Source organism: Streptomyces sp. NBC_01166 (genome assembly GCF_045039765.1).
Classification (GTDB): domain Bacteria; phylum Actinomycetota; class Actinomycetes; order Streptomycetales; family Streptomycetaceae; genus Streptomyces.
This window is the reverse complement of record NZ_CP108613.1, coordinates 5,173,340-5,198,584: the sequence shown is the minus strand read 5'-3', so window position 1 is coordinate 5,198,584 and position 25,245 is coordinate 5,173,340. Positions and strand designations below refer to the sequence as shown.

Below are 25,245 nucleotides of genomic sequence, written 5' to 3'. Positions count from 1 at the left end.
GGCGCACCCCGGTTCCGGGGTCAGAGGCCCAGGCTGGTGCGGGTGCGCCGCACGGTCCGGCGCAGCCGGATCGCCGCTCCTCGCGGGCCGCCGCCGGGCAGGGTGAGCTTCTGCAGGCGACGCCGCTTGAAGTAGTGCTGCGTGTCCGTGCCGAGGTGGTCCCGCAGCCAGGCCTCGGCCTCGGCGCGCAGCGTGGGGTGGAGACCGGACTGCATGCAGTAGCCGACCGTCCTGACCAGGGGCGCGAGGGTTTCCGGCGCCGTGGAGGGGAGTTCGGGCACGGGCCGGCCGGCGGCCTGCTCGTCCAGGTCGGGCACGAGGTGGTCGACGATCGTCAGCGGGATGCGGTTGCTGTTCTCGTACGGGGTGATGCGGTCCAGGACGAGACGGGTGCCGACCCGGGCGACGGGGATGCCGTAGTACGCGGCGGCGGTGAACATCGCGGTCGAGAAGCAGCCGACGACGAGCGTGGGAGCGCACCGCTCGTAGAGGGTCTCGGCGAGCAGCGGGCTGTCCAGGGTGGTCAGACGTATGCCCAGTGCGGCGGCCGCGTCGTCCAGGGCCCTGGAGTAGCGGGCCGGTGCGGTGGGGTGGGGCTTGAAGAGGACGGAGGTGTGGCCGGCCCGCGCCGCGCCGCGCAGCATGCGCAGGTGCAGGTCCTCCTCCTCCTCGGCCGTGAGGATGTTCAGCGCCGCGAGGTACTGGCCGAGGAGCACGGCCGTGGGCGCCTCGGCCTCGGCCTCCGCGAGCCGGCGGTCGCCGTCCGCCGCCCCGGCGATCTCGCCGAGGACCTTGCGGAAGGCGTCGTTCGGGACGAGCTCGGGCTCGACGCCGGACTCGGCGAGGAGGAGCGGACGCAGTCCCGGTACGAGATCCAGGTGGAGCACCCGCTGGATGCGGCAGGCGATGGACCGCGGCACCTTGTTGCGGGTCGGGCCGTAGCTCATCAGCCCGTCCGCGTAGACGTGCACGGCGCTCTCGGAGAAGATCGCGGCCAGCGCACGGGCCGGGTTGACCTGGATGGACTCGACGGCGAGGTCGACGGGGTCCTCGGGGGCGATGCCCCACGCGAGGCGGAAGGCGCGCTGCCAGAGCTCGGTCTCCTCGGCGCGCGGCCCCCAGCCGCTCGGGTGGTGGGGGCTGATGGCGTCGTTCCAGTCGACGACGGAGTCGAAGCGGGCTGCGATGTCCCCGTAGCCCCGCATCTCCTCCAGCCGGAGGGCGGTCTCGGGGATCGCCGCGTTGTTGGTCACGAGCAGGACGCGGTGGCTGTCCTGCCCGGGCCCGAACTGGCCGGCGTCGAGGGCCGCCGCGAGTGTGGCCGCCCCGTACAGGGTCGACACCTGGAAGATCTGGGTGCGCGTGGGCATGGGTCAGGCGGCCTTCTGCTTGTCACGCAGGCGGTTGAGCAGCGTGCTGCGCCTGGTGTCCATCATCGTCAGGGTGTGGTCGAGCACCTGCTGCGGCATGCGGCGCAGTGCGGCTGCCGACTCGTGGCGCAGACGCCGGAACGTCGCGGGTTCGTAGGCGTCCGCCTTCTCGTTGTGGAAGGCGATCATCGCGCAGTAGGTGCGGACCGCCTTGGGCAGGAGGATCTCCGCGTCCGGGTCCTCGAGGATCTCGTCGATCAGCGTGTCGTAGGCGGGGAAGAAGTCCAGCTGGCGGGAGTCCTTGATCTGCGTCAGGGACGTGGTGACACCGCGCCGGTAGAAGATGCCGTACAGGTTGAGCGCGGCGTAGGTGCGGGCCCGCAGGTGCAGCTGCCAGATCCACAGCCGGTCCTCGGCGGTGCGCAGCCGGGTGGTGAAGCGGTGGCCGCCGTCCTCGAAGAGCCGCCGGTGGTAGACGCCCGCCCATACGAAGGGGTAGTCGACCATGGTCTCCCACTCGGGGGCCGCGATGCCCTCGCGTGGATCCAGCACCGTGTCACGGAGCCGGGCGGGCGCGCGCTTCACGATGCGGCTGGTCCCGGTGGCCTGGACATGGTCGGTGCGGGCGAAGTCGCAGTCCAGCTCGGCGGCGGCGTGCAGCAGCCGGCCCAGGTGGCCGGGGGCGTACCAGTCGTCGCCGTCGAGGAAGGTGACGAAGTCGCCCCGGGCCGCGTCGATGCCGCTGTTGCGGGCCGCCGCGATGCCCACGTTCTTCTCGTGCCGGATGACCTCGGCGTTCGGGAGTCTGTCGGCCCAGCGGTCGACGACGGCCGGCGTCTCGTCCGTGGAGCAGTCGTCGACCAGCAGGAACTCGATGTCCGGGCCCGCGTTACGGGCAAGACTGCCCAGCGTCGTGTCGGCGTAGGCGCCGACATTGTGGAACGGAACGACAACGGACAGCTTCGGCACGCGGGCCCTCACCTTCGATCATGGTCCGCACACGCTAGTGACGCGGATGAAGGGGCGGGTGTCGCACGGCCCGACGAACGGTGAACTCTGGGCGTCGCCGAAGTGTCCCGGACCGGGGCGGGCAGCGCGAGGGCCTTTCAGCTCAGGCCCGCGAGCCCGGCCTGACCCGAACGAGAGGCCCTACGTCACGCCGTACCGTGCCTCGATGCCCGCGACGACGATCCACAGGCCGTCCTCGAAGCGTTCGTCGTAGTTGGTGAAGATCTCGGCCCCTGCCGCCGCCGCGAGCGGATAGCGCTCCAGACGTCCGGCCCGCTCGTCGATGTCGTAACCCTCCCGGCGCTCGTCCGGCATGGGCTGGACGCCCTGCTCCTCGGTGACGAAGCCCATCGTGTACGCGTTCACGGTGGTGCCGGCGCGCACGGCCTGCCAGAGCTCGAACCCCGCGTCGACCATGGTGCGGAGGTGGGCCTCCAGGCCGTCGGCGTGGTCGGTGCCGGTGAAGCGGGCACCGCTGTAGACCTTGGCGCCGTCGCGGTAACGCAGCAGCGCTCCGCGCAGCGCGCTCTGGTACGCGACCATCTGCTGCTGCCAGGTGTGGGGCGTGGGCCCTGGCAGCTCCTGCGCCAGCATCCGGCGGTACATCACCGTGGCCATCTCGTCGAGCAGCGCCTGCTTGTCCTTGAAGTGCCAGTAGAGCGCGGGCGCCTTGACGTCCAGCTCCCTGGCGATGGCGCGCAGGGTCAGCCCGTCGAGGCCCACCTCGTTCAGCAGTTCCAGGGCGGTGTCCGCGACGCGCGCCCGGTCGATCTTCGTCGTACCCACCTTGACAATTTAACAGCGTTAAGCAGACACTCCCAATCATGGAACTTAACAGCGTTAAGGAAACCGGGGTCCTGGTCGTCGGCGCGGGCCCCAGCGGCCTCGCCCTGGCATGCGACCTCGCACGCCGGGGAGTGCGCGCCCTCGTCGTCGAACAGGCCCCCTCGCTCTTCCCCGGCTCGCGCGGCAAGGGCATCCAGCCGCGCACCCGGGAGGTGTTCGACGACCTCGGCGTGGGCGGCGCGGTGCACGAGCACGGCGGGCCCGCGCCGGTCGGGATGACCTGGAAGGACGGTGAGCGCCAGGGCGAGTACGACATGTTCCGCCGCGCGGCGCCCACCGAGGCGGAGCCGTACGGGGAGCCCTGGATGATGCCGCAGTGGCGGACCCAGGAGATCCTGATCGGGCGTCTGCGCGAACTGGGCGGCGACGTCCTCTTCTCGGCCGCCCTCACGGGTCTGTCGCAGGACGCCGACGGGGTCACCGCACGGCTCACCACCGGCGAGGTGCGCGCCTCCTACCTGGTCGCGGCGGACGGCGGACGCTCCACGGTCCGACGCCTGCTCTCCATCACGATGGAGGGCGAGACCGTCGACCCGTCGCCCACCCTGGTGGCCGACGTGCGGATCGCGGAGGCGGCCCTCGACCGGCTCAACTGGCACATCTTCCTGGGCGAGGCGGGCATGCTCACGCTCTGCCCGCTGCCCGGCACCCCGGACTTCCAGCTGGTCGCCCAGTTCAAGGAAGGGGCGCCCGACACCACACCGGATGGCGTACGGACCCTCGTCGCGGCCCGCACCCACCTGGAGGCGGACGACGTCACCGAGGTGCGCTGGTCGTCGGACTTCCGGCCGCGCGCCGCGCTGGCCGGACGGTTCCGCGACGGCCGGGTCCTCCTCGCGGGCGACGCCGCGCACATCCACTCCCCGGCCGGCGGCCAGGGGCTGAACACGAGCGTCCAGGACGCGTACAACCTGGGCTGGAAGCTCGGCCAGGTGCTGCTGCACGGCGCACCCGCCGCCCTGTTGGAGACCTACGAGCAGGAACGCCGCCCGGTCGCCGCAGAGATGCTGGGCCTCTCGACCCGCATCCACCGGGGCGAGCAGGAACGCGGTTCAGCGGCCCAGCAGTTGGGGCTCGGCTACCGCGAGGGTCCGCTGGCGTCCGGCCGGGCGGGGGCCCTGGAGGCCGGTGACCGGGCGCCGGACGGGCCCGCCGGAGAGGGCAGGCGACTGTTCGACGTCTTCCGGGGCCCGCACTTCACCCTGCTCGCGGTCTCCACGGACGCCGCACCGCCCGCACACGACGGCGAGCTGCTGCGGACCTTTCGCACGGAGGCGTACGAGGCCTACGGCAAGGGCCTGTTCCTGGTCCGGCCCGACGGCTACATCGGCTGGGCGGGCGAGGACACCACAGGGCTCGCGGAGTACGCCGGATCACTGGGCCTTGACCTCAACTTTGCTTGAGGTTCTACGGTCCAGGGCATGGACTACTCACATGACGACGCAGGACTGGCACGGCAGCCCATCGGCTACTGGAGCTGGGCGGCCCACGACGCGACCGTGACCCACATCCGGGCCGCACTGGCCGAACACGGACTGACCCAGCCCCCCTGGTGGGTCCTCAACCAGCTCATCGACGCGGACGAACGGGGCCGTCCGCGCGCCGAGGTGGTCGCGATGCTCAGCGGCTATCTGAACACCGGCGGCTCGCTGGAGCCCGAGATCGACACCCTCATCGTCCAGGGCCTCGTCACCGAGGACCCCACGACCCGCCTGCGGCTGACCGCCGAGGGACACGCGCTGCACGCCAAGGCGGCCGAACGGGTCGGCAGGGCGCTCGCGGAGATCCATGCCGGCATCCCCGACGAGGAGTTCGTCGCCGCCCTCAAGGTCCTCCAGCGCATGATCCACAACGTGGGCGGCAAGGCCTGGCACCACTGACCCGGGCCGGGATCACACGCTGCTGAACGACAGCTTCGCCGCGAACCCGAGGAACAGCACACCCGCCGCCGAAGTGGCCCCCGCCGACAGCCGCTTACGGCGGCGGAAGGCGGCGGCCAGGCGGGTGCCGCCGAAGATGAGCGCCGTGAGGTAGAGGAAGCTGCCGATCTGCAGCAGCGTCCCCAGCAGCAGGAAGGAGAGCCCCGGATAGGCGTAACCCGGATCGACGAACTGCACGAAGAAGGAGATGAGGAACAGGATCAGCTTGGGATTGAACAGGCTGACCACGAGCGCCCGCCGGTAGGGATGCTCCGTCTCCTTCGCGGGCGCCGCGTCCTCCACCGAAAGCTCGGCCATGCGCTGGTGCCGCTCGCGCCACATCGACACGGCCGTCCGCATCATCCCGATCGCCATCCAGGTCAGATAACCCGCGCCGGCGAACTTGACGACCGCGAAGAGCAGGGGCGTCGTCTGCAGCAGCGAGGCGGCGCCCAGCGCGGACAACGTCATCAGGATCGTGTCCCCGGTCCACACCCCGGCGGCGGCCACATAACCGGTGCGCACCCCGCGCCTGGCGGCGACGGAGAGCACGTACAGCGAGTTCGGTCCCGGCAGCAGAATGATCAGCACAAGGCCGGCGAGATAGGTCGGAAGATCGGTGACACCCAGCATGAACGGAGTGTCGCACGCGGGTACGACACCCCGGCAGAACGGTCCAGAATGCGGCCGGTCAGTCCTCGTCGCCGTCCAGCAGACGTTCCACGGAGAGCTCCATCTCCATCCCGACCACGTCCGGCACGGTGAACGACATGTCGGCCGGTGGTGTCACAGTGAGCCTCCCCTGGAGAATCTCCACGCGATGCCATGAGCCTATCCACGGGTGCGGCCGATCGGGGAGAGATCACCCGTGAGAGTGCCCCGGCCCCTCAGAACGCGTCCGTCGGGACGTACGCCCCCCAGACCTCCCGCAGCGCGTTGCAGACCTCGCCCACCGTGGCCCGGGCCCTGAGCGCGTCCTTCATCGGGTAGAGCACGTTGTCCGTCCCCTCGGCCGCCTTCTTCAGCTCCGCCAGCGCCGCGTCCACCGCCCCCTGGTCGCGTTCGGCGCGGAGCTTCGCCAGGCGGGCCGCCTGCTGGGCCTCGATCGCCGGGTCGACGCGGAGCGGCTCGTACGGCTCCTCCTCGTCGAGGCGGAAGCGGTTGACGCCGACGACGACGCGTTCGCCGCTGTCCGTCTCCTGGGCGATGCGGTAGGCGCTGCGCTCGATCTCGCCCTTCTGGAAGCCGCGTTCGATGGCGTTGACCGCGCCGCCCATGTCCTCGACCTTGAGCATCAGGTCCAGCGCCGCCGCTTCGACGTCGTCGGTCATCCTCTCGACGACGTACGACCCGGCGAAGGGGTCCACCGTCGCCGTCACGTCCGTCTCGTACGCCAGGACCTGCTGGGTGCGCAGCGCGAGGCGGGCCGACTTGTCGGTCGGCAGGGCGATGGCCTCGTCGAAGGAGTTGGTGTGCAGCGACTGCGTGCCGCCCAGGACCGCGCCCAGGCCCTGCACGGCGACCCGGACCAGGTTGACCTCGGGCTGCTGGGCGGTGAGCTGGACCCCGGCGGTCTGGGTGTGGAAGCGCAGCATCAGGGACTTGGGGTTCTTCGCGCCGAACTCCTCCCGCATCACCTTCGCCCAGATCCGGCGGGCGGCACGGAATTTGGCGACCTCCTCGAGGATCGTCGTACGGGCGACGAAGAAGAAGGAGAGCCGGGGCGCGAAGTCGTCCACGTCCATGCCGGCCGAGACGGCGGTGCGGACGTACTCGATGCCGTCCGCGAGGGTGAAGGCGATCTCCTGCGCGGGCGAGGCGCCGGCCTCCGCCATGTGGTAGCCGGAGATGGAGATGGTGTTCCACTTCGGGATCTCGGCCCGGCAGTACTTGAAGATGTCGGCGATCAGCCGCAGTGAGGGCTTCGGCGGGAAGATGTACGTGCCCCGGGCGATGTACTCCTTGAGCACGTCGTTCTGGATGGTGCCCGTCAGCCGGTCCGCGGGGACGCCCTGCTCCTCCGCGACCAGTTGGTAGAGCAGGAGGAGGAGCGCGGCCGGGGCGTTGATGGTCATCGAGGTGGAGACCTCGTCCAGCGGGATCCCGCCGAACAGGACGCGCATGTCGTCGAGCGAGTCGATCGCCACGCCGACCTTGCCGACCTCACCGGAGGCGATGGGGGCGTCCGAGTCGTGCCCCATCTGGGTGGGCAGGTCGAACGCGACGGAGAGTCCGGTCGTGCCGTTGGCGATCAGCTGCTTGTAGCGGGCGTTGGACTCGGTGGCGGTGCCGAATCCCGCGTACTGCCGCATCGTCCACGGCCGGCCCGTGTACATCGACGGGTACACACCACGCGTGAAGGGGAAGGCGCCCGGGTCCCCGAGCTTCTCCTCGGCCCGCCAGCCGTCGAGTGCCTCCGGCCCGTAGACCGGCTCGATGGGCAGTCCCGACTCGGACTCACGCGTCATTGCTGTGCCTCCCGTTCAAGCTACTTATCGGTAACAACCTCGCGACGGACTCTAGCCCCGGCGCCCCGGCCCTTGGGATCCCTCCGCTGGGACCTTGCTCACAGCCCGTACCGGGAAAGCCTGGACGCATGTCTCCCATCATGGACAGGATTCGGCAACCGGGCAGGACGGGAATCCGTCCCATGAGATATCCGTGCCGCGCGAAGGGTCACGCGCGACCGGGGCGGCGACGGGCGAGAACCAGGGGGCCGAAGGATGAGACGCACACGGACGGACAGGTACACGCGCGGGGTACGCGCGGCGGGCGCGGCAGCCGTGGGCGTAATCGCACTGGCCACGCTGACGGCGGGCTGCAAGGTCGAGACGGTGGGAGCGGCGGAGCCCACCGCTCTCCCGGCGAAGACGTCCTCGCCCCCCACGCCCTCGCCCTCACCGGACGACGCCAAGCCGGGCGGCGACCGGCCGAGCCCCTCGGCCACTCCCTCCCGGACACCGAGCGCGCGCCCCTCTCCACAGCCCAGCACCCTGATGTCGGTCGGCGACCGGAGCAAGCGCGTACGGGAGCTCCAGGCCCGGCTGCGTCAGATCGGCCACTTCGACCGCAGCCCCACCGGGTACTACGGCGACGCGACCGTCGCGTCAGTGCAGTCCTTCCAGGGCAAGCGGGGCCTGCCCCGCACGGGCCGGACCGACACGGTGACCTGGGAGCGGCTGCTCGCGATGACGCGCCGGCCGACGGCGAAGGAGCTCGACCCGCCGGCCGCACCGGCGGCCGCGAAGCCCGACGCCCGCTGCATGAAGGGCCGGGTCCTGTGCATCAGCAAGAACAGCCGCACGCTGTCCTGGGTGATCGACGGCAGGGTCGTCTCGACGATGGACGTGCGGTTCGGCTCGCAGTACACACCCACCCGTGAAGGCGTCTTCTCGGTGTACTGGAAGTCCCGCCACCACGTGTCGACGCTCTACGACTCCCCCATGCCGTACGCGATGTTCTTCAGCGGCGGCCAGGCGGTGCACTACTCGTCCGACTTCGCGGCGCGCGGTTACAACGGAGCCTCGCACGGCTGCGTGAACGTACGGGACGAAGGGAAGATCGCGTCGCTCTTCGCCCAGGTGCGGAACGGCGACAAGGTCGTCGTCTATTGGTAGACGGTTCAACCGAATTAGGGGCGCGGGCGGGACCGGGGGAACGTGTCCCGCCCGCGCCGGATGCGCTGAGCCGAAGGTACGGGGGGAACCCCGGCTCGTTGCGCGGCCGATGACCAGTCGGCACTTACTACTGCGCCGGACCGCCGAAGAACGTTACTGCCGAGTTGTTCTCGCAGGTCAGCGCGTTGCCGACAGAAGGGCGGACGGTGAACTCGCGGTTGGTCCTGCCGTCGGCCGCCCCGTGCCGTCCTGAGGCGCGTCATCGCCGGACGGCGTACGGAAGGTGATGGCGGGCAGGGAGCTCCCGCCGTCCTTGCCGTCGTCCTTGCCGTCGTTCCGGTCGTCGTCCTGGCCGCCCTCACCGCTCCCGCCGTCACGGTCGTCCGTGCCGAGGAGGCGGTCGCAGAAGCGGTCCAGGTTGCGTTCGCCGTCGGCCAGTTCGAGGAGCCGGGACCTCTCCTCCTGGCTCAGGGTGTTCCCGCGGTAGGCGCGGCAGGCCTTGACCGACTTCTTGAACACCTCGCCCGGGGACCTTCCGGGCGCCTCGGGCGCGTCCGTGCCGTCCTGGGCGCCGCCGGTTCCGCCGTCCCGGCCGGTCTCCTCGCGCTCCGTCGCACCGCCGCCGTCCTGCCCGGTGCCGGGATCACCACCGGGCACCCCGCCGTCCGGCACGTCCGAGGGCGCCGGGGAGCTGGGCGCACCGGGTGTTCCCGAGGGCAGCGGCGAAGGCGGTTCACCGGCGTCGGGCACTCCGGCGCCCAGCTCCTCGGGAGACGCGGACGCCGAGACGGACGCGGCCGGAACCGGCGAGTCCTTGCCGCCGAACGGCGCGGGAAGCATGCCTGTACCCCCGGCGACCGCCACCCCGCCGAGTGCGCACCCGGCGAGCGAGACGGCGAGGCCGTAGCGCAGCGGGCGGGTCCATCGCGGGCGGCGGACCGGGGCCGTGCGCGCTGCCCCGATCCGTACGGTGTGCAGGGCGTCCGGCTGTCTCGCGACTCCGGTGGGGCTCGCCGCTCCGGCCCGCTTCCCGCCCCGGGACACCTCACGGAAGGCGGCCAGCACCGCGGCCTCACCGGGCAGTTCCTCACCGGCCGGGCCGGGGGCGCGCAGGGCGCGCAGCGCCGCCTCCACCCGGCGGGCCTCGGTTCTCGCGTGATCGTCGACGGGCTCGACGGACTCGCCACGGAGCAACATCTCCGCCGCGTCCGCGTCAAGCCACTCGTGCTGCTCGTCGGCCATCACATGTCCTTCTGCGTCCACGGACGCGAATGCGTCACACCGACGGGTGCCACCACACCCTGACGGCCAGGGCGTTGTGCGGGTACGGCGCCGAGCTCCGCACCCGCCGCCGGAATCTCTTCCTCCGGGCCGTTGTCGGCGCCGACCAGCTCCGCCAGCCGTTTCAGTCCTCGGTGGGCGGCGGTGCGCACCGCGCCAGGGCGCTTGCCCAGCGTCCGCGCCGCGCTCTTCGCGTCGAGACCGACCACCACACGGAGCACGACAGCCTCGGCCTGGTCCTGGGGCAGCTGGGCGATGAGGGACATGGTGCGCCCGGTGGCCAGTGACTCCAGCGCCTCGCCCGCCGTGTCGGACTCCGCGGGCTCACCGGCCAGTTCGCTCTCGTCGCCGCCGATCGCGGGGCGCCTGCCCCGCATCCGTATGTGGTCGAGTGAGCGGTTGCGCGCTATCCGGGCCGCCCAGCCGCGGAACCGGTCGGCGTCCCCGCTGAAGCGGTCGAGGTCACGCGCTATCTGCAGCCAGGACTCGGACGCCACGTCCTCGGCGTCCGGTTCACCGACCAGCGTCCGTATGTAGCCGAGCAGCCGTGGGTGCACGGCGCGGTACACAGTCCGGAAGGCGTCCTCGTCCCCGTCCTGTGCCGCGAGCACCGCGGCGGTCAGCTCCGCGTCGTCCCCCAGCACTCCCTCAACCCGCCCTGCTGATCCGAATCGTAGCTGGTCACCACTACTGCGCCACGCTGCGCGACTCAGCACGCTACGTGGTCGGACGGTGCCCCGTCCATGACTTGTACAACCCGCAACTGTCTCCTGACTCAGTGCGGTGTGACAGAAAACGCACCCGTGACGCTGAGATGAGTACGGGGTCGCTCTGCGGCCCCGTGGAAGACGGCCGGGGCCTCTCCTGTGGGGGGTGGCGGCCCCGGTCGTCGTCCCCTCCCCTCATGACGTCACGTCAGGGTCATGTCGCCGGGCCGGCCACGGCCGCGAGCGCGGCGGGACATCACCGCGCGCAGCACCCGCCGGCCCTCGGTCGACAGATCCAGGGCCCGGCGCAGGCCCGTCGCACCGCCCGGTGTTCCGGCGGTCCCGGCGAGCCCCTCCAGGATCACGGACTGCCGGCGGAGTTCTCCCGTGACGAGAGGGCCACCGCCCACGGCGCCGTCGGCCCGGCAGGCCTCGGCCGTCCGCGCGCCGTCACCGGCCGGGAAGTCCGACTGCCGGTGGATGTCCAGCGCGAGGAGCGAGCAGGCGTCCGCCCACGCGCGCAGCGGCCCGGCGGCGAATTCCCGGGGTGCGGTGGCCAGCAGTGCCCGGACGCGGGCCGTCGTGGCGTCCCGGCCCGCTCCACCCTCCAGGGCCGCGTGCGCGGCGTCGAGCCGGGCGGCCCAGTCCGCGCCGCTCTCGCAGCCCGCCCAGAGCGGGCGCAGCGGCTCGGGATCGTCCCCGTCCTCCGGCGGCGGAAGACAGCGGTCCAGACAGGCGACCGCGCTCGCCGCCAGACCTCGTTCGTCGGCACCAGCGATCAGCTCCAGCAGACTCATCGACGCCTCCCCCATCGGTTCACCGCTCACTCGGTCCCGGGGAGCACACCGCTTCCCGTTACCGCGTACAGCGTCAGATGGCTGAAAAGCGTCACTCTTCCGACACGGGAGATCACAGCGGGACTCAGTCGGATCGACTCTCGATGCCCAGACGGTCCAGGAAAGCGAAGAAAAGTTCCTCCGCGGACCACTCGGACCGCTCGATGCGCAGCAGTTCGAGCAGGGGGCCTTCGAGGACGCCCTGGCCGGATTCGGCCGCCCATGCGACGGCCCGCGCCGCGGCGTCCTCGGGTGGCAGGAAAAGGTCTTCCAGCGTCAGGCCGTCCCGGTCGATGTGCGCGGCCATCGGCGCCCTGCCCAGGCAGGCGTACCAGGACCCGCTGTGCGGCGCCGCCGCCTCGACGGCCACGCAGACACCGTCCATGACGAAGCCGAGGAGGACCGGCGCCCGTGCTGCGTCGGCGAGTGCGGTCATGCTGCCCGGTGAGGGCTCGGTGGGGTGGGACCAGACCTGCCAGCCGTCCGCGCGGTACTCCCGCAGCGTGAGCCGTTCGCGCGCGTCGCGCAGCGCGGGGTGGCCGATGAGCGGCTCCCCGCTGCGGCCCACGAGATACAAGCCCCAGAAACCCACGTCGTGCTCCCCCCGCGGTCCGGGCCATTCTTCCCGTCCGGGACCACGGGGAAGCGCGAAAACGGGTCAACTCAGGCGGGCGCCGGGCCGGTCGGAGAGGGGCGGACAGCGGGGTCACGCCGAGGGCCGCGCGCTCACCCTGCATCCGGGTCAGCTTCCGTACGAAGAGGATCGCGAGGACGGCCGCGGCGATGTCGAGCACATCACCCACGAGGACCAGGCCGACCGCGGCCACGATCTCAGGCGACAGTTGGGCCCGCTCGTACTGCCTGCCCGAGTGCAGGCTGAAGAACATCGAGAAGACCCAGACACCCCACCAGAGGTTCAGCGGAGCCGTGGAGACGGTGCGCCAGGCGCCGTCCGGACTCGTCTGCGCGCTCGCGGCCCAGATGCCGCCCGCGACCCTGCGCCGCAGCCAGAAGTTGGCGACCGGGATGAACCACGCGCCGACCGCCCAGCCCGGCCTCATGGACTGCAGACCCGCGTCGAACACCTCGGCGTTGAGCCGGACCCTGCGGAACCAGAGGATGAAGAGCACGGCGGTCGCCATGATCGCGTAACTCTGCGGAACGCGCACCCCGTCGTACCACTGCGCCGCGCGGTACGACCCGTCGCCGTCGGACACGAAACCGTCGGTGACGACGGCGTACTCCCCGCGGAGGTTCAGCCCGGCCGCCACGGTCAGGAGGTCGGTGGCGATGACGGTCCCGAGCAGGACGACGGCCGCCCTGGCGAGCCCTGGGGGGCTCCGCTTCATGAAGTGCACCACGTGCGGAGTGAGACGCACGAGCCGCGCGCCCCTCCCAGGGCGCGCGGCATGCGGAACCTGGCCTTCCCGCGGCGTCGCCGTCCACGGAGCCCCGGTCAGTTCGACGCGTCGACCTCGTCGGCGAGCTTCTCGAACTGTGCCCAGGTCAGCTTCGGCTCCCGCGGGTCCCACAGCTTCTGGGAGACCGCGTTGAGCGGCATCCGGATCCCCTCCGCCACCTGCGCCTGCGTCTGCGCGTTCGGGAAGTCGCCCCAGACCGCGAACCGGCCGCCCAGGATCTGCTTCGAATAGCGCTCGGCCACCGGCTCGGTTCCACGCAGGACGAACGGCGTCCACTGCTCGTAGATCCGCTCACCCGTCGGGTACGTGAAGTCGTTGGGCTCGCCGAGCACGTAGTAGAGGTACTCGTCGTTGAGGTTGATCACCTTGCGGCCCTCGGCGAGGTAGGCCTGGGGCGGCCGGGCACCGATCTCCTTGCCCGTCCAGTACTCGACCTCGACGCCCTTGTCGCCGGAGACCGTCCCGCCGCTGAAGAATCCGTCGTTCCACGCCTTGGGGATCTTCTTCGCCTTGGTGACGACCGCGGCGCGGTCGTTCAGCCAGCCCTCCGCCAGGTCCTGGACGGTGGCGTCGTCGCCGTACTTCTCCCGTGCGGCGGCGGCCAGCTGCGGGTAGGAGGCGGCCGGATCGCTCACGGTGAGCGCCTGGTACTCGTCCGCACCGACGTGGAACCAGTCGCCGGGGAAGAGCTCCGCGTACTCCTTGATCAGGTCGTCGACGATCTGTGCCGACTCGGGCTTCGAGATGTCGATGGCGCCCTCCCGCACGACTCCCTGCGTGTTCCGCAGCTGCAGGTCGGGGTGGGCCTCCAGGACCGCGCCCAGGTGTCCGGGCGAGTCGATCTCGGCGACGATCGTGATGTGGAGGCTCTGCGCGAGCTTCACGATCCGACGGACCTCCGCCTTGCTGAGGTGCTCCTCGGAGACGACCTCGGGGTGCGTGTCGGACTCGATGCGGAAGGCCTGGTCGTCGGAGAAGTGGAGACCGAGCTGGTTGAGCTTGAGGTCGGCCATCTCGCGCAGCCGGTCCTCGATCCAGTCCGCGTCGTAGTGCTTGCGCGCGATGTCGAGGTTGAGCCCGCGCTGCGGGCGGTCGGGCGTGTCACGCACCACGCCCTCGGGCACGGTGTCGTCGGCGCTCAGCGACTGCTTGAGGGTGCGGGTCCCGTAGAAGACGCCCGCCTGGCCCGGACCGCTGATCGTGACCCGGTTGCCCTCGGTCCTCAGGGTGTAGGACTCCTGGCCTCCCTTGCCCCCGAGCGCAAGCTCGACGTCACCGGAGCGGGCGGACTTCTCGCCCCGGTAGCCGATCTTCAGCTCCTGGGCGAGCAGTTTCGCCTCGTCGGCGAGCTGGGGGTCGGCAGCGACGACCGTGCTGTCCTTGGCCGGCTTCCAGCCCGGCCCGCGCGCGGCGGTGTGCTCCCTGACCGCGGGTATCGTCCGCGGCGTCGTGGAGAGCGGGTAGCTCCGGCTGGGTGACGGGGACGCCGACGTGCGGGACGAGGCCGACGCGCCGTTCCCCGCTCCGGGGCCGGAGTCCTCGGGCCAGACGACGACGGTGAGGGTGACGGCGGCTGCCACCGCGACGGCGGCGCCGGCGACCAGGGGTGCGCGTGAGGGCGACATCGGTCAGAAACCTCCGGATCGGGGGAGAAACAGTTCAAAGAAGATGAGAAAGTCGGGCATTTCCCCCGCTGATTCGTCCATCAAGCCTTCCGAAACTCTCCCGTCCGGGTGAATTTCGCGCATCATTCGGCTGCGCGTCGCCCGTCCTCGATAGCGTGACGGCACATAAGTCCAGTCCTCACTCCCACCCTCCGCGCAACCTCGTCGCTCTCCGGCCCCTCTCCAGGGTCACAGATGTCATTCATTCGAGGAGTCCCGCTGTCCAGGTCCAGCGAGTCCCACGCCGGCCTGCCGAAACCACCGCAGCAGGCCGGGCCGACGGCCGTTCCCGTCCAGAACCGGGGCCCTGCCCCGGCCCTTCGCGAGGTCACGGTGGAGGCCCCCGTTCCGCAACCAGTGTCCGTGAGTCGGCGCCCCAGTGCCCACTCGAGTGGCCTCGGCCGCTTCAACGCCTGGCCCCGGGGCCTGGCCGAGGCCGCCCTGCTGGAGTGCTGCGGGAGCCGCCGCTGGGCGCAGCGGCTGGCCGCCCACCGCCCCTATCCGGACCTGGAGACGCTGCTCGCCGCCTCGGACGAGGCGGGATACGACCTCGGGCCCGCCGATCTGGCCGAGGCGCTCGCCGCGGAGAGCGCCCCCTGCCTGCACCACGACGCACCCCGGGCCGCCCATCTGGCGCTGCGCGCCGCGCACGCGGCGTACGAGAGCCGGTTCGGCCACGCCTTCGTGATCTGCCTCGACGGCCTGCGCCCCTCCCAGCACGTCGACCAGGTGCTGGCCGCCATCCGCACCCGGCTGGCGCACGAACCGGACGAGGAGCGCTCCCTGACCGCGGAGGAGATGCGGCGACTCGCCCGGGGCCGCATCATCGAGCTGGTGACGGAGGCGGGCCTGACGCCCGACCCGTTCCCCCCGGTGGCATATGACCCGCGGTAGCCCGTCCGTGCCTGTTTGACTGCCGCTTTGATCACACCGGAGCCCCCGCCGCAATGGAACCGACAAAGCGTCGCTACGATGGCCAGGGCCGGTGGACCGTACCCGGCCGGGTCAGACCGACAGTCAAGCCGGCCGACCCCAATCCCCGCTCCCGGAGGGTTCTTCCGTGCCGGCTGGAACGCTGTACCGCGGCCGGGAAGGCATGTGGTCCTGGGTGGCTCATCGAGTCACCGGTGTCCTCATTTTCTTCTTCCTGTTCGTACACGTCCTGGACACCGCTCTCGTGCGTGTCTCCCCCGAGGCGTACGACGACGTCGTGGCCACCTACAAGACCCCGCTCGTCGCGCTGCTCGAGTACGGCCTGGTGGCCGCGATCCTGTTCCACGCGCTGAACGGTCTCCGCATCGTCGCCGTGGACTTCTGGTCCAAGGGCGCGCGCTATCAGAAGCAGATGCTCTGGACCGTCCTGGGTATCTGGATCGTGCTGATGGTCGGGGCCCTGTACCCCGTCCTCGGTCACGCCGTACGTGAAGTCTTCGGGAGCTGAGGCCGATGTCCACCGAGACACCTTCTTCCGCGATCGGGGACGTCGAGGGCGTAAGCCTGTACGACGTCGACAACCCGGCCCCGGTGATCGAGCCCCCGCGCCAGCGCACGGGCAAGACCCCCAAGGGTTCGCGCACGAACTTCGAGATGTACGCCTGGCTCTTCATGCGCCTGTCGGGCATCGTGCTGGTCGTCCTCGTCATCGGCCACCTGCTGATCCAGCTGGTGCTCGACGGCGGCGTGTCCAAGATCGGCTTCGCCTTCGTCGCGGGCCGGTGGGCCTCGCCGTTCTGGCAGGTCTGGGACCTGGCGATGCTGTGGCTCGCCATGCTGCACGGCGCCAACGGCCTCCGTACGGTCATCAACGACTACGCCGAACGGGACAACACCCGCTTCTGGCTGAAGATGCTCCTGTACACCGCCACGGTGTTCACCGTCCTGCTGGGCACGCTGGTGATCTTCACCTTCGACCCGAACATCCGCTAGGCGCCGGGACAGAGGGACCAGAGGGAAACCATGCAGATCCACAAGTACGACACCGTCATCGTCGGCGCCGGCGGCGCCGGCATGCGCGCGGCCATCGAGTCGACCAAGCGCAGCCGCACCGCCGTGCTGACGAAGCTCTACCCCACCCGCTCCCACACGGGCGCCGCGCAGGGCGGCATGGCCGCCGCGCTGGCCAACGTGGAGGAGGACAACTGGGAGTGGCACACCTTCGACACGATCAAGGGCGGCGACTACCTGGTCGACCAGGACGCCGCCGAGATCCTCGCGAAGGAGGCCATCGACGCCGTCCTCGACCTGGAGAAGATGGGCCTGCCGTTCGGCCGTACGCCCGAGGGCAAGATCGACCAGCGCCGCTTCGGCGGTCACTCCCGCAACCACGGTGAGGCCCCGGTCCGTCGCGCCTGCTACTCGGGCGACCGCACCGGCCACATGATCCTCCAGACGCTGTACCAGAACTGCGTCAAGGAGGGCGTGGAATTCTTCAACGAGTTCTACGTCCTGGACCAGCTGGTCGTCGAGGAGGACGGCGTCAAGAAGTCCGCCGGCGTCGTCGCCTACGAGCTGGCCACCGGCGAGATCCACGTCTTCCAGGCGAAGTCGGTCATCTATGCCTCGGGCGGCACCGGCAAGTTTTTCAAGGTGACGTCGAACGCGCACACCCTGACCGGTGACGGCCAGGCCGCCTGCTACCGCCGGGGTCTGCCGCTGGAGGACATGGAGTTCTTCCAGTTCCACCCGACCGGCATCTGGCGCATGGGCATCCTGCTGACGGAGGGCGCCCGTGGTGAGGGCGGCATCCTCCGCAACAAGGACGGCGAGCGCTTCATGGAGAAGTACGCGCCGGTCATGAAGGACCTCGCGTCCCGTGACGTCGTGTCCCGCTCCATCTACACGGAGATCCGTGAGGGCCGCGGCTGCGGTCCCGAGGGCGACCACGTCTACCTCGACCTCACGCACCTCCCCCCGGAGCAGCTGGACGCGAAGCTCCCGGACATCACCGAGTTCGCGCGTACGTACCTCGGTATCGAGCCCTACACGGACCCGATCCCGATCCAGCCGACCGCGCACTACGCCATGGGCGGCATCCCGACCAACGTCGAGGGCGAGGTGCTGGCCGACAACACCACCGTCGTCCCGGGCCTGTACGCCGCCGGCGAGGTCGCCTGTGTCTCCGTGCACGGCGCCAACCGCCTCGGCACCAACTCGCTGCTCGACATCAACGTCTTCGGACGCCGCTCGGGCATCGCCGCCGCCGAGTACTCCGCGAAGAACGACTTCGTCGAGCTTCCCGAGAACCCGGCCCAGCTGGTCCAGGAGCAGGTCGAGCGGCTGCGCAACTCCACGGGTACCGAGCGGGTCCACACGCTCCGCACGGAGCTGCAGGAGTGCATGGACGCCAACGTGATGGTGTTCCGCACCGAGCAGACCATCAAGACGGCGGTCGACAAGATCGCCGAGCTGCGGGCGCGCTACCTCAACGTGTCCATCCAGGACAAGGGCAAGCGGTTCAACACCGACCTGCTGGAGGCCATCGAGCTGGGCAACCTGCTCGACCTGGCCGAGGTCATGGCGACCTCCGCGCTGGCCCGCAAGGAGTCCCGCGGCGGTCACTACCGCGAGGACTTCCCGAACCGCGACGACGTCAACTTCATGCGCCACACCATGGCGTACCGCGAGGTCGCGGACGACGGCACCGAGTCGATCCGGCTCGACTACAAGCCGGTCGTCACGACCCGCTACCAGCCGATGGAGCGTAAGTACTGATGGCTACCCCGACCCTGGACAAGACCGACAAGGCCGAGGCGGGCTTCGCCGACACCCCGTACATCACGGCCACGTTCCGGATCCGCCGCTTCAACCCCGAGGTCTCCGACGAGGTCCAGTGGCAGGACTTCCAGATCTCGATCGACCCGAAGGAGCGTGTGCTCGACGCCCTTCACAAGATCAAGTGGGAGCAGGACGGCACGCTGACGTTCCGGCGCTCCTGCGCACACGGCATCTGCGGCTCCGACGCGATGCGGATCAACGGCAAGAACAGGCTCGCCTGCAAGACGCTGATCAAGGACATCAACCCGGACAAGCCGATCACGGTCGAGGCCATCAAGGGCCTCACGGTCCTCAAGGACCTCGTGGTCGACATGGACCCGTTCTTCCAGGCCTACCGCGATGTCATGCCCTTCCTCGTCACCAAGGGGAACGAGCCGACCCGCGAGCGTCTGCAGTCCCCCGAGGACCGCGAGCGCTTCGACGACACCACCAAGTGCATCCTGTGCGCCGCGTGCACGTCCTCGTGCCCGGTGTTCTGGAACGACGGCCAGTACTTCGGCCCGGCGGCGATCGTCAACGCGCACCGCTTCATCTTCGACTCGCGTGACGAGGCCGGGGAGCAGCGCCTGGAGATCCTCAACGACCGTGACGGTGTGTGGCGTTGCCGCACGACGTTCAACTGCACGGACGCCTGCCCGCGTGGCATCGAGGTCACCAAGGCGATCCAGGAAGTGAAGCGCGCGCTGATCACCCGCCGCTTCTGACCCACGCGTTGCACCGGAAGGCCCCGCTTCCCGCACGGACTGTGCGGGAAGCGGGGCCTCTTGGTGCGTCGGGCGGGCCGGGACGGTACGGTCATGCGGAGCCGTCGACCGGCTCACCCTCTCCCGACGCAGGACAGCACGGGAGCAGATGGCTTGATGGAGAACGGGGAACGTTGTGAGCGATCCGAATCCGTACGCGGACGACTCATACAAGTGGGGCCCGCCCCAGCCGCCGGGCAACCCGCCCACGATGCCGGACGGTCAGGGTTACGGCTATCCGGCGCCGGGCGCCGCTCCGGCGTACGGCTATCCGCAGCCGCTGCCCGACTCCGCGGCCCAGCCCGGCCCCGGTTACGGCTATCCGGGCCCCGGACAGCCGACGGAGCCCGGCTTCAACCTGCCGGTGCAGCAGGGCGGCGGCGGAGTCCCGGTGCTCTCGCTCGGTGACATCACGGTGATGAACGACGCCATCGTGACCCCGTCGGGCACCCTGCCGCTCAAGGGCGCGGTGTGGACGGCGACCGACATGTCGCGCACGGAGGAGAAGATCCCGACCGTGGGCATCGTGCTCGCGATCGTCTTCGCGCTGTTCTGCCTCATCGGTCTGCTGTTCCTCCTGATGAAGGAGAAGCGCACGACCGGCTTCGTACAGATCACGGTCACCAGCGGCGGCCGGCACCACCAGACGATGATCCCGGCGACGGGCCCCGAGACCTTCCAGTGGGTCATGTCGCAGGTGAACACCGCGCGTTCGATGAGCGCCTGAGACCCGTCACGGCCCCGCAGGCCCCCAGGGCGACCGGCTGCTGAAAGGCCGTCATGTACGCCCCGGGGGAGCGGTCCGGGGCCGCCTCGGACGCCGTCGAGCCGCAACAGGCCTCCGGCCGGGCCCGGGCGGGCGCGTGTCACCGCCGCCCCGCGTCCGGCCGCCGTCGCGTCCCTTCCTGCTTTCCCTCCCTCCAGCGTTCCGGCAGCCGCCGGAGCGCTACTTGAACATGTTCAAAGACAGGCCTACAGTTACGGCATCAGCATTTTGAACGCGTTCAAGGGAGGGTGGGGCATGGACCTCACTGTGCTCGCGTACGTCATCTACCTGCTCATCAGCGTGGCGCTCACCATCTGGGTCGCCCGCACTCTCAGCCGCAACGGCAAGGTCTTCCTCGCCGACGTGCTCCAGGGCAACGAGAAGCTCGCGGACGCCGTGAACCACCTGCTGGTGGTCGGCTTCTACCTGGTCAACCTGGGCTTCGTCACGCTCTATCTGAAGAACGCCGACGGGGTCGCCGACGCCCGGCAGCTCTTCGAGGCCCTCTCGGTGAAGGTCGGCGTCGTCCTGCTGGTGCTGGGAGTGATGCACCTGGGCAACGTCTACGTACTCAACAAGATCCGCCGCCGCGGCCTGATGGAGCGCGAGCAGACCCCGCCCGTGCCGCCGCAGGGCTGGGCAGGCCCGGGGCCCCAGGGTCCCTGGGCCGCACCCGCCACCGGGAGGTGAACGGGCCGTGGCGCACACCCCGGCCACACCGGCCCCGGGCCCGCACCCTCCGGTCACCCGGCTCACGGTGCTCTACGACGCCCGGTGCCCGCTCTGCGCCCATCTGCGGGACTGGCTGCTGAGGCAGCGCCAACTCGTCCCGCTCGATCTCGTCCCGGCCGGTTCCGGGGAGGCGCGGCGCCGCTTCCCCGGGCTCGACCACACGGGAACGCTGGAGGAGATCACGGTCGTCGGGGACCTGGGACAGGTCTACCGGGGGACCGACGCCTGGATCGTCTGCCTCTGGGCCCTGGCCGAGCACCGGCCCGCGGCCCACTGGCTGACCACTCCCCTGGGGCGTCCGCTCGCCCGTGCGACGGTGCTCGCCGCTGCGAAGTACCGGTCCGCCACGGCGGAGCGGTGCGGCTCCGCCGTGAGTGGCTGCCGCCCGCCGGATCCGGCGGGCGGATCTCCCGGATAGCCTTGGGGCCGTGGTGAAGGACGAGAAGAACGTGGCTGACGCGAACGAAGCGAAGCCGACCGGAGCAGACCTGGCGGGCAAGGCGGCCAAAGCCCCGAAGAGCGAGCAGACCCGCACCCTGATCCTGGAGACCGCGCTCCGGCTCTTCGAGGAGCGGGGGTACGACCGGACGACGATGCGGGCGATCGCCAAGGAGGCGGGCGTCTCCGTCGGGAACGCCTACTACTACTTCTCCTCCAAGGAACACCTGGTCCAGGGCTTCTACGACCGGATCGCCGCCGAGCACGAGGCGGCGGTCCGGCCGGTCCTGGCCGAAGAGACGGATCTCGCCCCGCGCATCCGGGGCGTACTGCTCCGCTGGCTGGACGTGGCCGAGCCGTACCACCGCTTCGCCGCCCAGTTCTTCAAGAACGCCGCCGACCCGGAGAGCCCGCTCTCCCCCTTCTCGGAGGAGTCCGTGGCCGCCCGCGAGGCGGCGATCTCCGTGCACGAGCGCTGCCTGGCCGGCTCCAGCACCAAGCACGATCCGGAACTGGGCGAAATACTGCCGCAGTTGATGTGGCTGATGCAGATGGGCCTGGTGCTCTTCTGGGTCTACGACCGGTCAGAGGGCACCGGCCGCAGCCGCCGGCTCGTCGAGCGCACCGCGCCGATCGCCGCCCGGGCGATCGCACTCTCCCGCTTCCGGGTGCTGCGGCCGCTGGTGCGGCAGGTCCACGACGTACTGGTGGAGTTCATGCCCGGGGCGGCCTCGCGCGGCGCACAGGACGTCAGATCCAGCTGAGTTCCCACAGCCGCCAGATCCCGGTGCCGTCGGAGAGGTACTGGGAGCCGGACACGGACTGCTTGCTGACGACGTAGTCCTTCTTCTGCCACAGCGGGACCAGGGGCACGTCCTCGCCGACCAGCTTCTGCATCTCCTTGAAGTCGTCCGAGGTCCGGCCGCGGTCGCTGTACTGCTGCGTGGCCGCGATCAGCGCGTCCATCTTCTCGCTGCTGTAGCCGTTGTGGAGGGAGTTCTCGCTGCCGACCAGCGGCTGGCTGAAGGTGTCGGGGTCCGGGTAGTCGGGAAGCCATCCCAGGGTGTACGCGTCGTACTCACCGGCCGCGTATCCCTTCTGGAAGGCCTGCCACTCGACGGCTTTCTCCTTGACCTCGAAGAGCCCGTCCTTCTCCAGCTGGCGGACCAGTTCGGCGGACTCGGCCTTGTTGGCGTCGTCGTCGCGGTGGGCGAAGGTGATGTGCAGCGGAAGATCCACACCGGCCTCCTCCATCAGCTCCCTGGCCCGCTCCGGGTCCGACTCCGGGTAGGAGTCGAAGAAGGGGGTGCTGTGCCCGATGTAGCCCTGAGGGATCAGCGAGTACAGCGGTTCGACGGTGCTCCGGTAGGCCTTGGTGACCAGCGGCCCGCGGTCGATGAGCCAGGCGATGGCCTGGCGGACCTTCTTGTCCGCGAGCGGCGCGCCGTCCCGGACGTTGAAGACGAGGTTGCGGATCTCTGCGCTGTCCGCCTCGGTGACACGCTGGTCATCGGCGGCCGGGTCGAGCTCGGCGAGCTGCTCGGAGGGGAGCTGGCGGTGCGTGACATCGACGTCCCCGGCCGTCCAGGCCGCCTGGAGCGCCTCGGACCCCTCGAAGTAGCGGATGTCGACCGCGACACCCGTCTTCTTCAGCGCGCCCTTGTACGCCGGGTTGGGCACCAGCTCGGCCTGGACGCCGGACTCGAACGACTTCAGGGTGTACGGGCCCGAACCGTCGACCTGGCCGCCCGCGCGGAGCTTGTCCTTCGGGTACTGGGTGGGGTCGACGATCGACCCGGCGCCTGTGGCCAGCTTCTGCGGGAACGTCGCGTCCCTGGCCGAGAGGTTGAAGGTGATCGTGCGGCCCTCGGTCACGATGGTGTCGAGGCTGGGGAACAGCACCGAGGGCCCGGCGTCCGCCTTGATCCTGAGCATGCGCTCGAAGGAGTACTTGACGTCCTCGGCTGTGATCTTGCGGCCGTTGGAGAAGGTCAGGTCGTCCCGCAGCTCGCACTGGTAGGTCTGGAGCTTCTGGCCGACGAAGCCGCAGCTCTCGGCGGCGTCCGGTTCCGGCACGACCGCCCCGGACCTGAAGGTCATCAGGGACTGGTAGAGGTTGCTGTAGATCGCCCAGGAGCCGGCGTCGTACGCACCGGCCGGGTCGAGCGAGGTGACCTCGTCGGACGTTCCGACCGTGATCGGGGACTCGTCCACCTCGTCCGAGGGAAGCAGTTGCCAGGCGCCGACGCCTGCGATGACCAAAACCGCCAGAATCGCGAGAATCCGTAGACGGATGAACCGCATGTGCCGTGCTCCCTTGCCAACCCACCCCGGCCAGCGTGCACAGAGAGGCACATCATCGCCGCATGATCGCCTTACCCAATCACACGATATTCACATATGGAAGGTCAGGGTGGGTACTCACAGGTTTCGGGCTCAGGCCTGCAGGGAAGCGAGCTCCACCACGGTGATGTCGGAGGGTGCGCCGACGCGCACGGGCGGGCCCCAGGCGCCCGCACCTCGCGAGACGTACAACTGCGTGTCGCCGTAGCGTTCGTACCCCGCGACGGTGGGGTTGGCGAGCTCCGCCAGGAGGTTCCCCGGCCAGAGCTGACCCCCGTGCGTGTGGCCGGAGAGCTGGAGTCCGACGCCGTACTCGACGGCCTCGTCGATGACGACGGGCTGGTGCGCGAGGAGGACGGAGGCGCGGCTGCGGTCACGGTCGCCGAGCGCGCGGGCGAAGTCGGGGCCCTGGCCCTCGCTCTCGCCCGCCACGTCGTTGACTCCGGCGAGGTCGAAGCCGGCGATCTCGACGCGGGCGTTCTCCAGCGGGTGCAGACCCAGCTCGCGTACGTGATCGACCCATTCGGCGGCGCCGGAGAAGTACTCGTGGTTGCCGGTGACGAAGTAGCTGCCGTGGCGGGCTTCGAGCCCCGCGAGCGGCTCGGCCGCGGGGCCGAGATCGGCGACGGATCCGTCGACGAGGTCTCCGACGACGGCGACCAGGTCGGAGCCGGTGGCGTTGATCGCGTCGACGATCCGCCGGGTGTGGGCGCGGCCCAGGATGGGGCCGAGGTGGATGTCGCTGACCACGGCGATGCGGAAGCCGTGGGCGCTCCGCGGGAGCCCGGCGAGGGGGACGGTGATCCGCTTGGTGCGGGGCCCGCGCAGCACGCCGTAGGTGCCGTGGCCGACGGTGCCGAGACCGGCGACGGCGGCCGCTCCCCCGACCGCACGGGCGACGAAAAGCCGGCGCGAGGGGTCGGCGACGGACGGTGCGGGGGCCTCGGCGGGCGGCGCGAGGTCCGTACGGGTGCTGCCGCCGCCCGAGCCGGGCCCGGAGGCTGTGGCGGTGGTGGAGGCCGTGGCGGTGACGGAGGCCTGGTGAGGGCTCTCGGAGGCCGGAGCGGCGGCCCGGTCCACGGGCTTGTCGCCGGCCGTCGCGGCCCGGCGGGCGAGCAGCCGGCGCAGCAGGGGCCGGACGGCCTCGCCCACCAGCAGAGCCAGCGTCAGATAGAGCAGGGCGGCCAGCCAGAGGTAACCCGGCCAGGCGAGCACCTGCTGCACCGGGAAGGGGACCCCGGCGCGGCTGGAGACCAGGGCCCCGACGCTCAGCAGCGGCAGCACGAAGGCGGCGACGGTGCCCGCGCGGCGCGCGAGGCTGCCCTTCGCCGTCGTGTCACCGATCAGCCGGCGCCACACATACCGGTGTACCGCCGCGAGCAGCGCGAGAACCGCGACCGCCACCAGTACGAAGACCACAACCACGTACGCTCCCCCGCTGAAACGATCCTGTACGGACGGCGGCCCACGCCCGGGCCGTCATCCGCCTTCGCGACGCAAAGCCCTGACGCCGCGGAACCCGATGACCCCCACAGCCGTCCCCAGAAGAAACGAGGTGATGGCGAGCAGGAGATGGACCCAGAAGTACGCGGTCGGATCGCCCGCGTCGTCGAACGCGAGCCCGCTGCCGTCCTTCCAGAGATTTTTGACAAAGGTGACCCAGATGACCCAGCTCCACGCTCCGAAGACGAGCAGGAACCAGGAGACGGGGCGGCTGAGCTTCATGGAATCAGTATCGCCGCCCCGCTCCCGTCCGATCGCCCGGGGTGGGCTGTCCCGG

The 25,245-nt window shown here is 70.4% G+C and carries 25 protein-coding genes and 1 pseudogene; 12 read left to right on the top strand and 14 right to left on the bottom strand.

Going from position 1 to position 25,245, the window contains the following annotated elements; genetic code table 11:
- Window positions 1-20 precede the first annotated feature (20 nt).
- The 3 genes from OG379_RS24070 to OG379_RS24060 form a co-directional block, all read right to left on the bottom strand.
- Window positions 21-1,370 (bottom strand): polysialyltransferase family glycosyltransferase, encoded by a 1,350-nt coding sequence (locus OG379_RS24070; protein ID WP_405665102.1) that lies wholly within the window; start codon window positions 1,368-1,370, stop codon window positions 21-23.
- Window positions 1,371-1,373: 3 nt separating this feature from the next.
- Window positions 1,374-2,339 carry a glycosyltransferase family 2 protein gene (locus OG379_RS24065; RefSeq protein WP_405665101.1) on the bottom strand — a complete coding sequence of 322 codons (966 nt, stop codon included), beginning with the start codon at window positions 2,337-2,339 and terminating at the stop codon, window positions 1,374-1,376.
- A gap of 180 nt (window positions 2,340-2,519) precedes the next feature.
- On the bottom strand, window positions 2,520-3,164 hold the full coding sequence (locus OG379_RS24060; RefSeq protein ID WP_405665100.1) for a TetR/AcrR family transcriptional regulator C-terminal domain-containing protein: 645 nt from the start codon (window positions 3,162-3,164) through the stop codon (window positions 2,520-2,522).
- Between the two features lie 38 nt (window positions 3,165-3,202).
- Between OG379_RS24060 and OG379_RS24055 the strand changes: the two genes are divergently transcribed.
- Together OG379_RS24055 and OG379_RS24050 are read left to right on the top strand one after the other, a co-directional pair.
- Window positions 3,203-4,627, top strand: coding sequence for an FAD-dependent monooxygenase (locus tag OG379_RS24055; protein WP_405665099.1), 1,425 nt, complete (start codon window positions 3,203-3,205; stop codon window positions 4,625-4,627).
- An 18-nt stretch (window positions 4,628-4,645) separates the two neighbouring features.
- Complete coding sequence (locus OG379_RS24050) at window positions 4,646-5,104, top strand: MarR family winged helix-turn-helix transcriptional regulator (RefSeq protein WP_405665098.1); 459 nt, start codon at window positions 4,646-4,648, stop codon at window positions 5,102-5,104.
- 12 nt (window positions 5,105-5,116) lie between these two features.
- On the opposite strand, the gene leuE is transcribed toward OG379_RS24050, so the two are convergent.
- Entirely contained in the window at window positions 5,117-5,776 is a 660-nt protein-coding gene (gene leuE, locus OG379_RS24045; RefSeq protein ID WP_405665097.1) for a leucine efflux protein LeuE, read from the bottom strand.
- 254 nt (window positions 5,777-6,030) lie between these two features.
- Entirely contained in the window at window positions 6,031-7,611 is a 1,581-nt protein-coding gene (locus OG379_RS24040) for a methylmalonyl-CoA mutase (protein WP_405665096.1), read from the bottom strand.
- 255 nt (window positions 7,612-7,866) lie between these two features.
- Here OG379_RS24040 and OG379_RS24035 point away from each other — a divergent pair, with 255 nt between their 5' ends.
- Window positions 7,867-8,760 (top strand): L,D-transpeptidase family protein, encoded by an 894-nt coding sequence (locus OG379_RS24035; protein WP_405665095.1) that lies wholly within the window; start codon window positions 7,867-7,869, stop codon window positions 8,758-8,760.
- Between the two features lie 177 nt (window positions 8,761-8,937).
- Here the strand turns inward: OG379_RS24035 and OG379_RS24030 are convergent, their stop codons facing one another.
- The 6 genes and pseudogenes from OG379_RS24030 to OG379_RS24005 all read right to left on the bottom strand — a co-directional run bounded on the left by OG379_RS24030 (window position 8,938) and on the right by OG379_RS24005 (window position 14,630).
- Window positions 8,938-10,002, bottom strand: coding sequence for a hypothetical protein (locus OG379_RS24030; RefSeq protein ID WP_405665094.1), 1,065 nt, complete (start codon window positions 10,000-10,002; stop codon window positions 8,938-8,940).
- Complete coding sequence (locus tag OG379_RS24025; RefSeq protein WP_393762249.1) at window positions 10,002-10,685, bottom strand: RNA polymerase sigma factor; 684 nt, start codon at window positions 10,683-10,685, stop codon at window positions 10,002-10,004. Before OG379_RS24025 ends, OG379_RS24030 begins: the two co-directional genes overlap by 1 nt.
- A 266-nt stretch (window positions 10,686-10,951) precedes the next feature.
- Window positions 10,952-11,545 carry a hypothetical protein gene (locus OG379_RS24020; protein WP_405665093.1) on the bottom strand — a complete coding sequence of 198 codons (594 nt, stop codon included), beginning with the start codon at window positions 11,543-11,545 and terminating at the stop codon, window positions 10,952-10,954.
- 124 nt (window positions 11,546-11,669) lie between these two features.
- Window positions 11,670-12,176, bottom strand: coding sequence for a hypothetical protein (locus tag OG379_RS24015; protein ID WP_405665091.1), 507 nt, complete (start codon window positions 12,174-12,176; stop codon window positions 11,670-11,672).
- Window positions 12,177-12,381: 205 nt separating this feature from the next.
- Window positions 12,382-12,726 (bottom strand): annotated as a pseudogene (locus OG379_RS24010) (DUF4328 domain-containing protein); the annotation flags it as partial.
- A gap of 314 nt (window positions 12,727-13,040) precedes the next feature.
- Entirely contained in the window at window positions 13,041-14,630 is a 1,590-nt protein-coding gene (locus OG379_RS24005; protein ID WP_405665089.1) for a beta-N-acetylhexosaminidase, read from the bottom strand.
- A 372-nt stretch (window positions 14,631-15,002) separates the two neighbouring features.
- On the opposite strand from OG379_RS24005, the gene OG379_RS24000 reads away from it, so the two are divergent.
- The 9 genes from OG379_RS24000 (at window position 15,003) to OG379_RS23960 (ending at window position 21,886) form a co-directional block, all read left to right on the top strand.
- The gene (locus OG379_RS24000; protein ID WP_405668621.1) at window positions 15,003-15,563 is read left to right on the top strand and encodes a 2-oxo-4-hydroxy-4-carboxy-5-ureidoimidazoline decarboxylase; all 561 of its coding nucleotides are present in this window, start codon (window positions 15,003-15,005) and stop codon (window positions 15,561-15,563) included.
- Window positions 15,564-15,729: 166 nt separating this feature from the next.
- Window positions 15,730-16,110: a succinate dehydrogenase, cytochrome b556 subunit gene (sdhC, locus tag OG379_RS23995; protein WP_104788456.1), complete on the top strand. Its 381-nt coding sequence runs from the start codon at window positions 15,730-15,732 to the stop codon at window positions 16,108-16,110.
- 5 nt (window positions 16,111-16,115) lie between these two features.
- Window positions 16,116-16,595 (top strand): succinate dehydrogenase hydrophobic membrane anchor subunit, encoded by a 480-nt coding sequence (locus OG379_RS23990; RefSeq protein WP_393762259.1) that lies wholly within the window; start codon window positions 16,116-16,118, stop codon window positions 16,593-16,595.
- Between the two features lie 30 nt (window positions 16,596-16,625).
- Window positions 16,626-18,380, top strand: coding sequence for a succinate dehydrogenase flavoprotein subunit (gene sdhA, locus OG379_RS23985; protein ID WP_393762261.1), 1,755 nt, complete (start codon window positions 16,626-16,628; stop codon window positions 18,378-18,380).
- Entirely contained in the window at window positions 18,380-19,147 is a 768-nt protein-coding gene (locus tag OG379_RS23980; RefSeq protein ID WP_405665088.1) for a succinate dehydrogenase iron-sulfur subunit, read from the top strand. Before sdhA ends, OG379_RS23980 begins: the two co-directional genes overlap by 1 nt.
- Window positions 19,148-19,322: 175 nt before the next feature.
- A complete protein-coding gene (locus tag OG379_RS23975) occupies window positions 19,323-19,913 on the top strand; it encodes a hypothetical protein (RefSeq protein ID WP_393762265.1) in 591 nt (196 codons plus the stop codon).
- A 294-nt stretch (window positions 19,914-20,207) separates the two neighbouring features.
- Window positions 20,208-20,642 (top strand): hypothetical protein, encoded by a 435-nt coding sequence (locus OG379_RS23970; protein WP_393762267.1) that lies wholly within the window; start codon window positions 20,208-20,210, stop codon window positions 20,640-20,642.
- A gap of 7 nt (window positions 20,643-20,649) precedes the next feature.
- Complete coding sequence (locus tag OG379_RS23965) at window positions 20,650-21,102, top strand: thiol-disulfide oxidoreductase DCC family protein (protein WP_405665087.1); 453 nt, start codon at window positions 20,650-20,652, stop codon at window positions 21,100-21,102.
- 10 nt (window positions 21,103-21,112) lie between these two features.
- Window positions 21,113-21,886: a TetR family transcriptional regulator gene (locus OG379_RS23960; protein ID WP_405665086.1), complete on the top strand. Its 774-nt coding sequence runs from the start codon at window positions 21,113-21,115 to the stop codon at window positions 21,884-21,886.
- On the opposite strand, the gene OG379_RS23955 is transcribed toward OG379_RS23960, so the two are convergent.
- The 3 genes from OG379_RS23955 to OG379_RS23945 all read right to left on the bottom strand — a co-directional run bounded on the left by OG379_RS23955 (window position 21,873) and on the right by OG379_RS23945 (window position 25,190).
- Window positions 21,873-23,426 carry an ABC transporter substrate-binding protein gene (locus tag OG379_RS23955; RefSeq protein ID WP_405665085.1) on the bottom strand — a complete coding sequence of 518 codons (1,554 nt, stop codon included), beginning with the start codon at window positions 23,424-23,426 and terminating at the stop codon, window positions 21,873-21,875. The genes OG379_RS23960 and OG379_RS23955 overlap by 14 nt on opposite strands.
- A 132-nt stretch (window positions 23,427-23,558) precedes the next feature.
- Window positions 23,559-24,890 (bottom strand): metallophosphoesterase, encoded by a 1,332-nt coding sequence (locus tag OG379_RS23950; RefSeq protein ID WP_405665084.1) that lies wholly within the window; start codon window positions 24,888-24,890, stop codon window positions 23,559-23,561.
- 54 nt (window positions 24,891-24,944) lie between these two features.
- Window positions 24,945-25,190: an SCO4848 family membrane protein gene (locus OG379_RS23945; protein ID WP_104788442.1), complete on the bottom strand. Its 246-nt coding sequence runs from the start codon at window positions 25,188-25,190 to the stop codon at window positions 24,945-24,947.
- Window positions 25,191-25,245 lie beyond the last annotated feature (55 nt).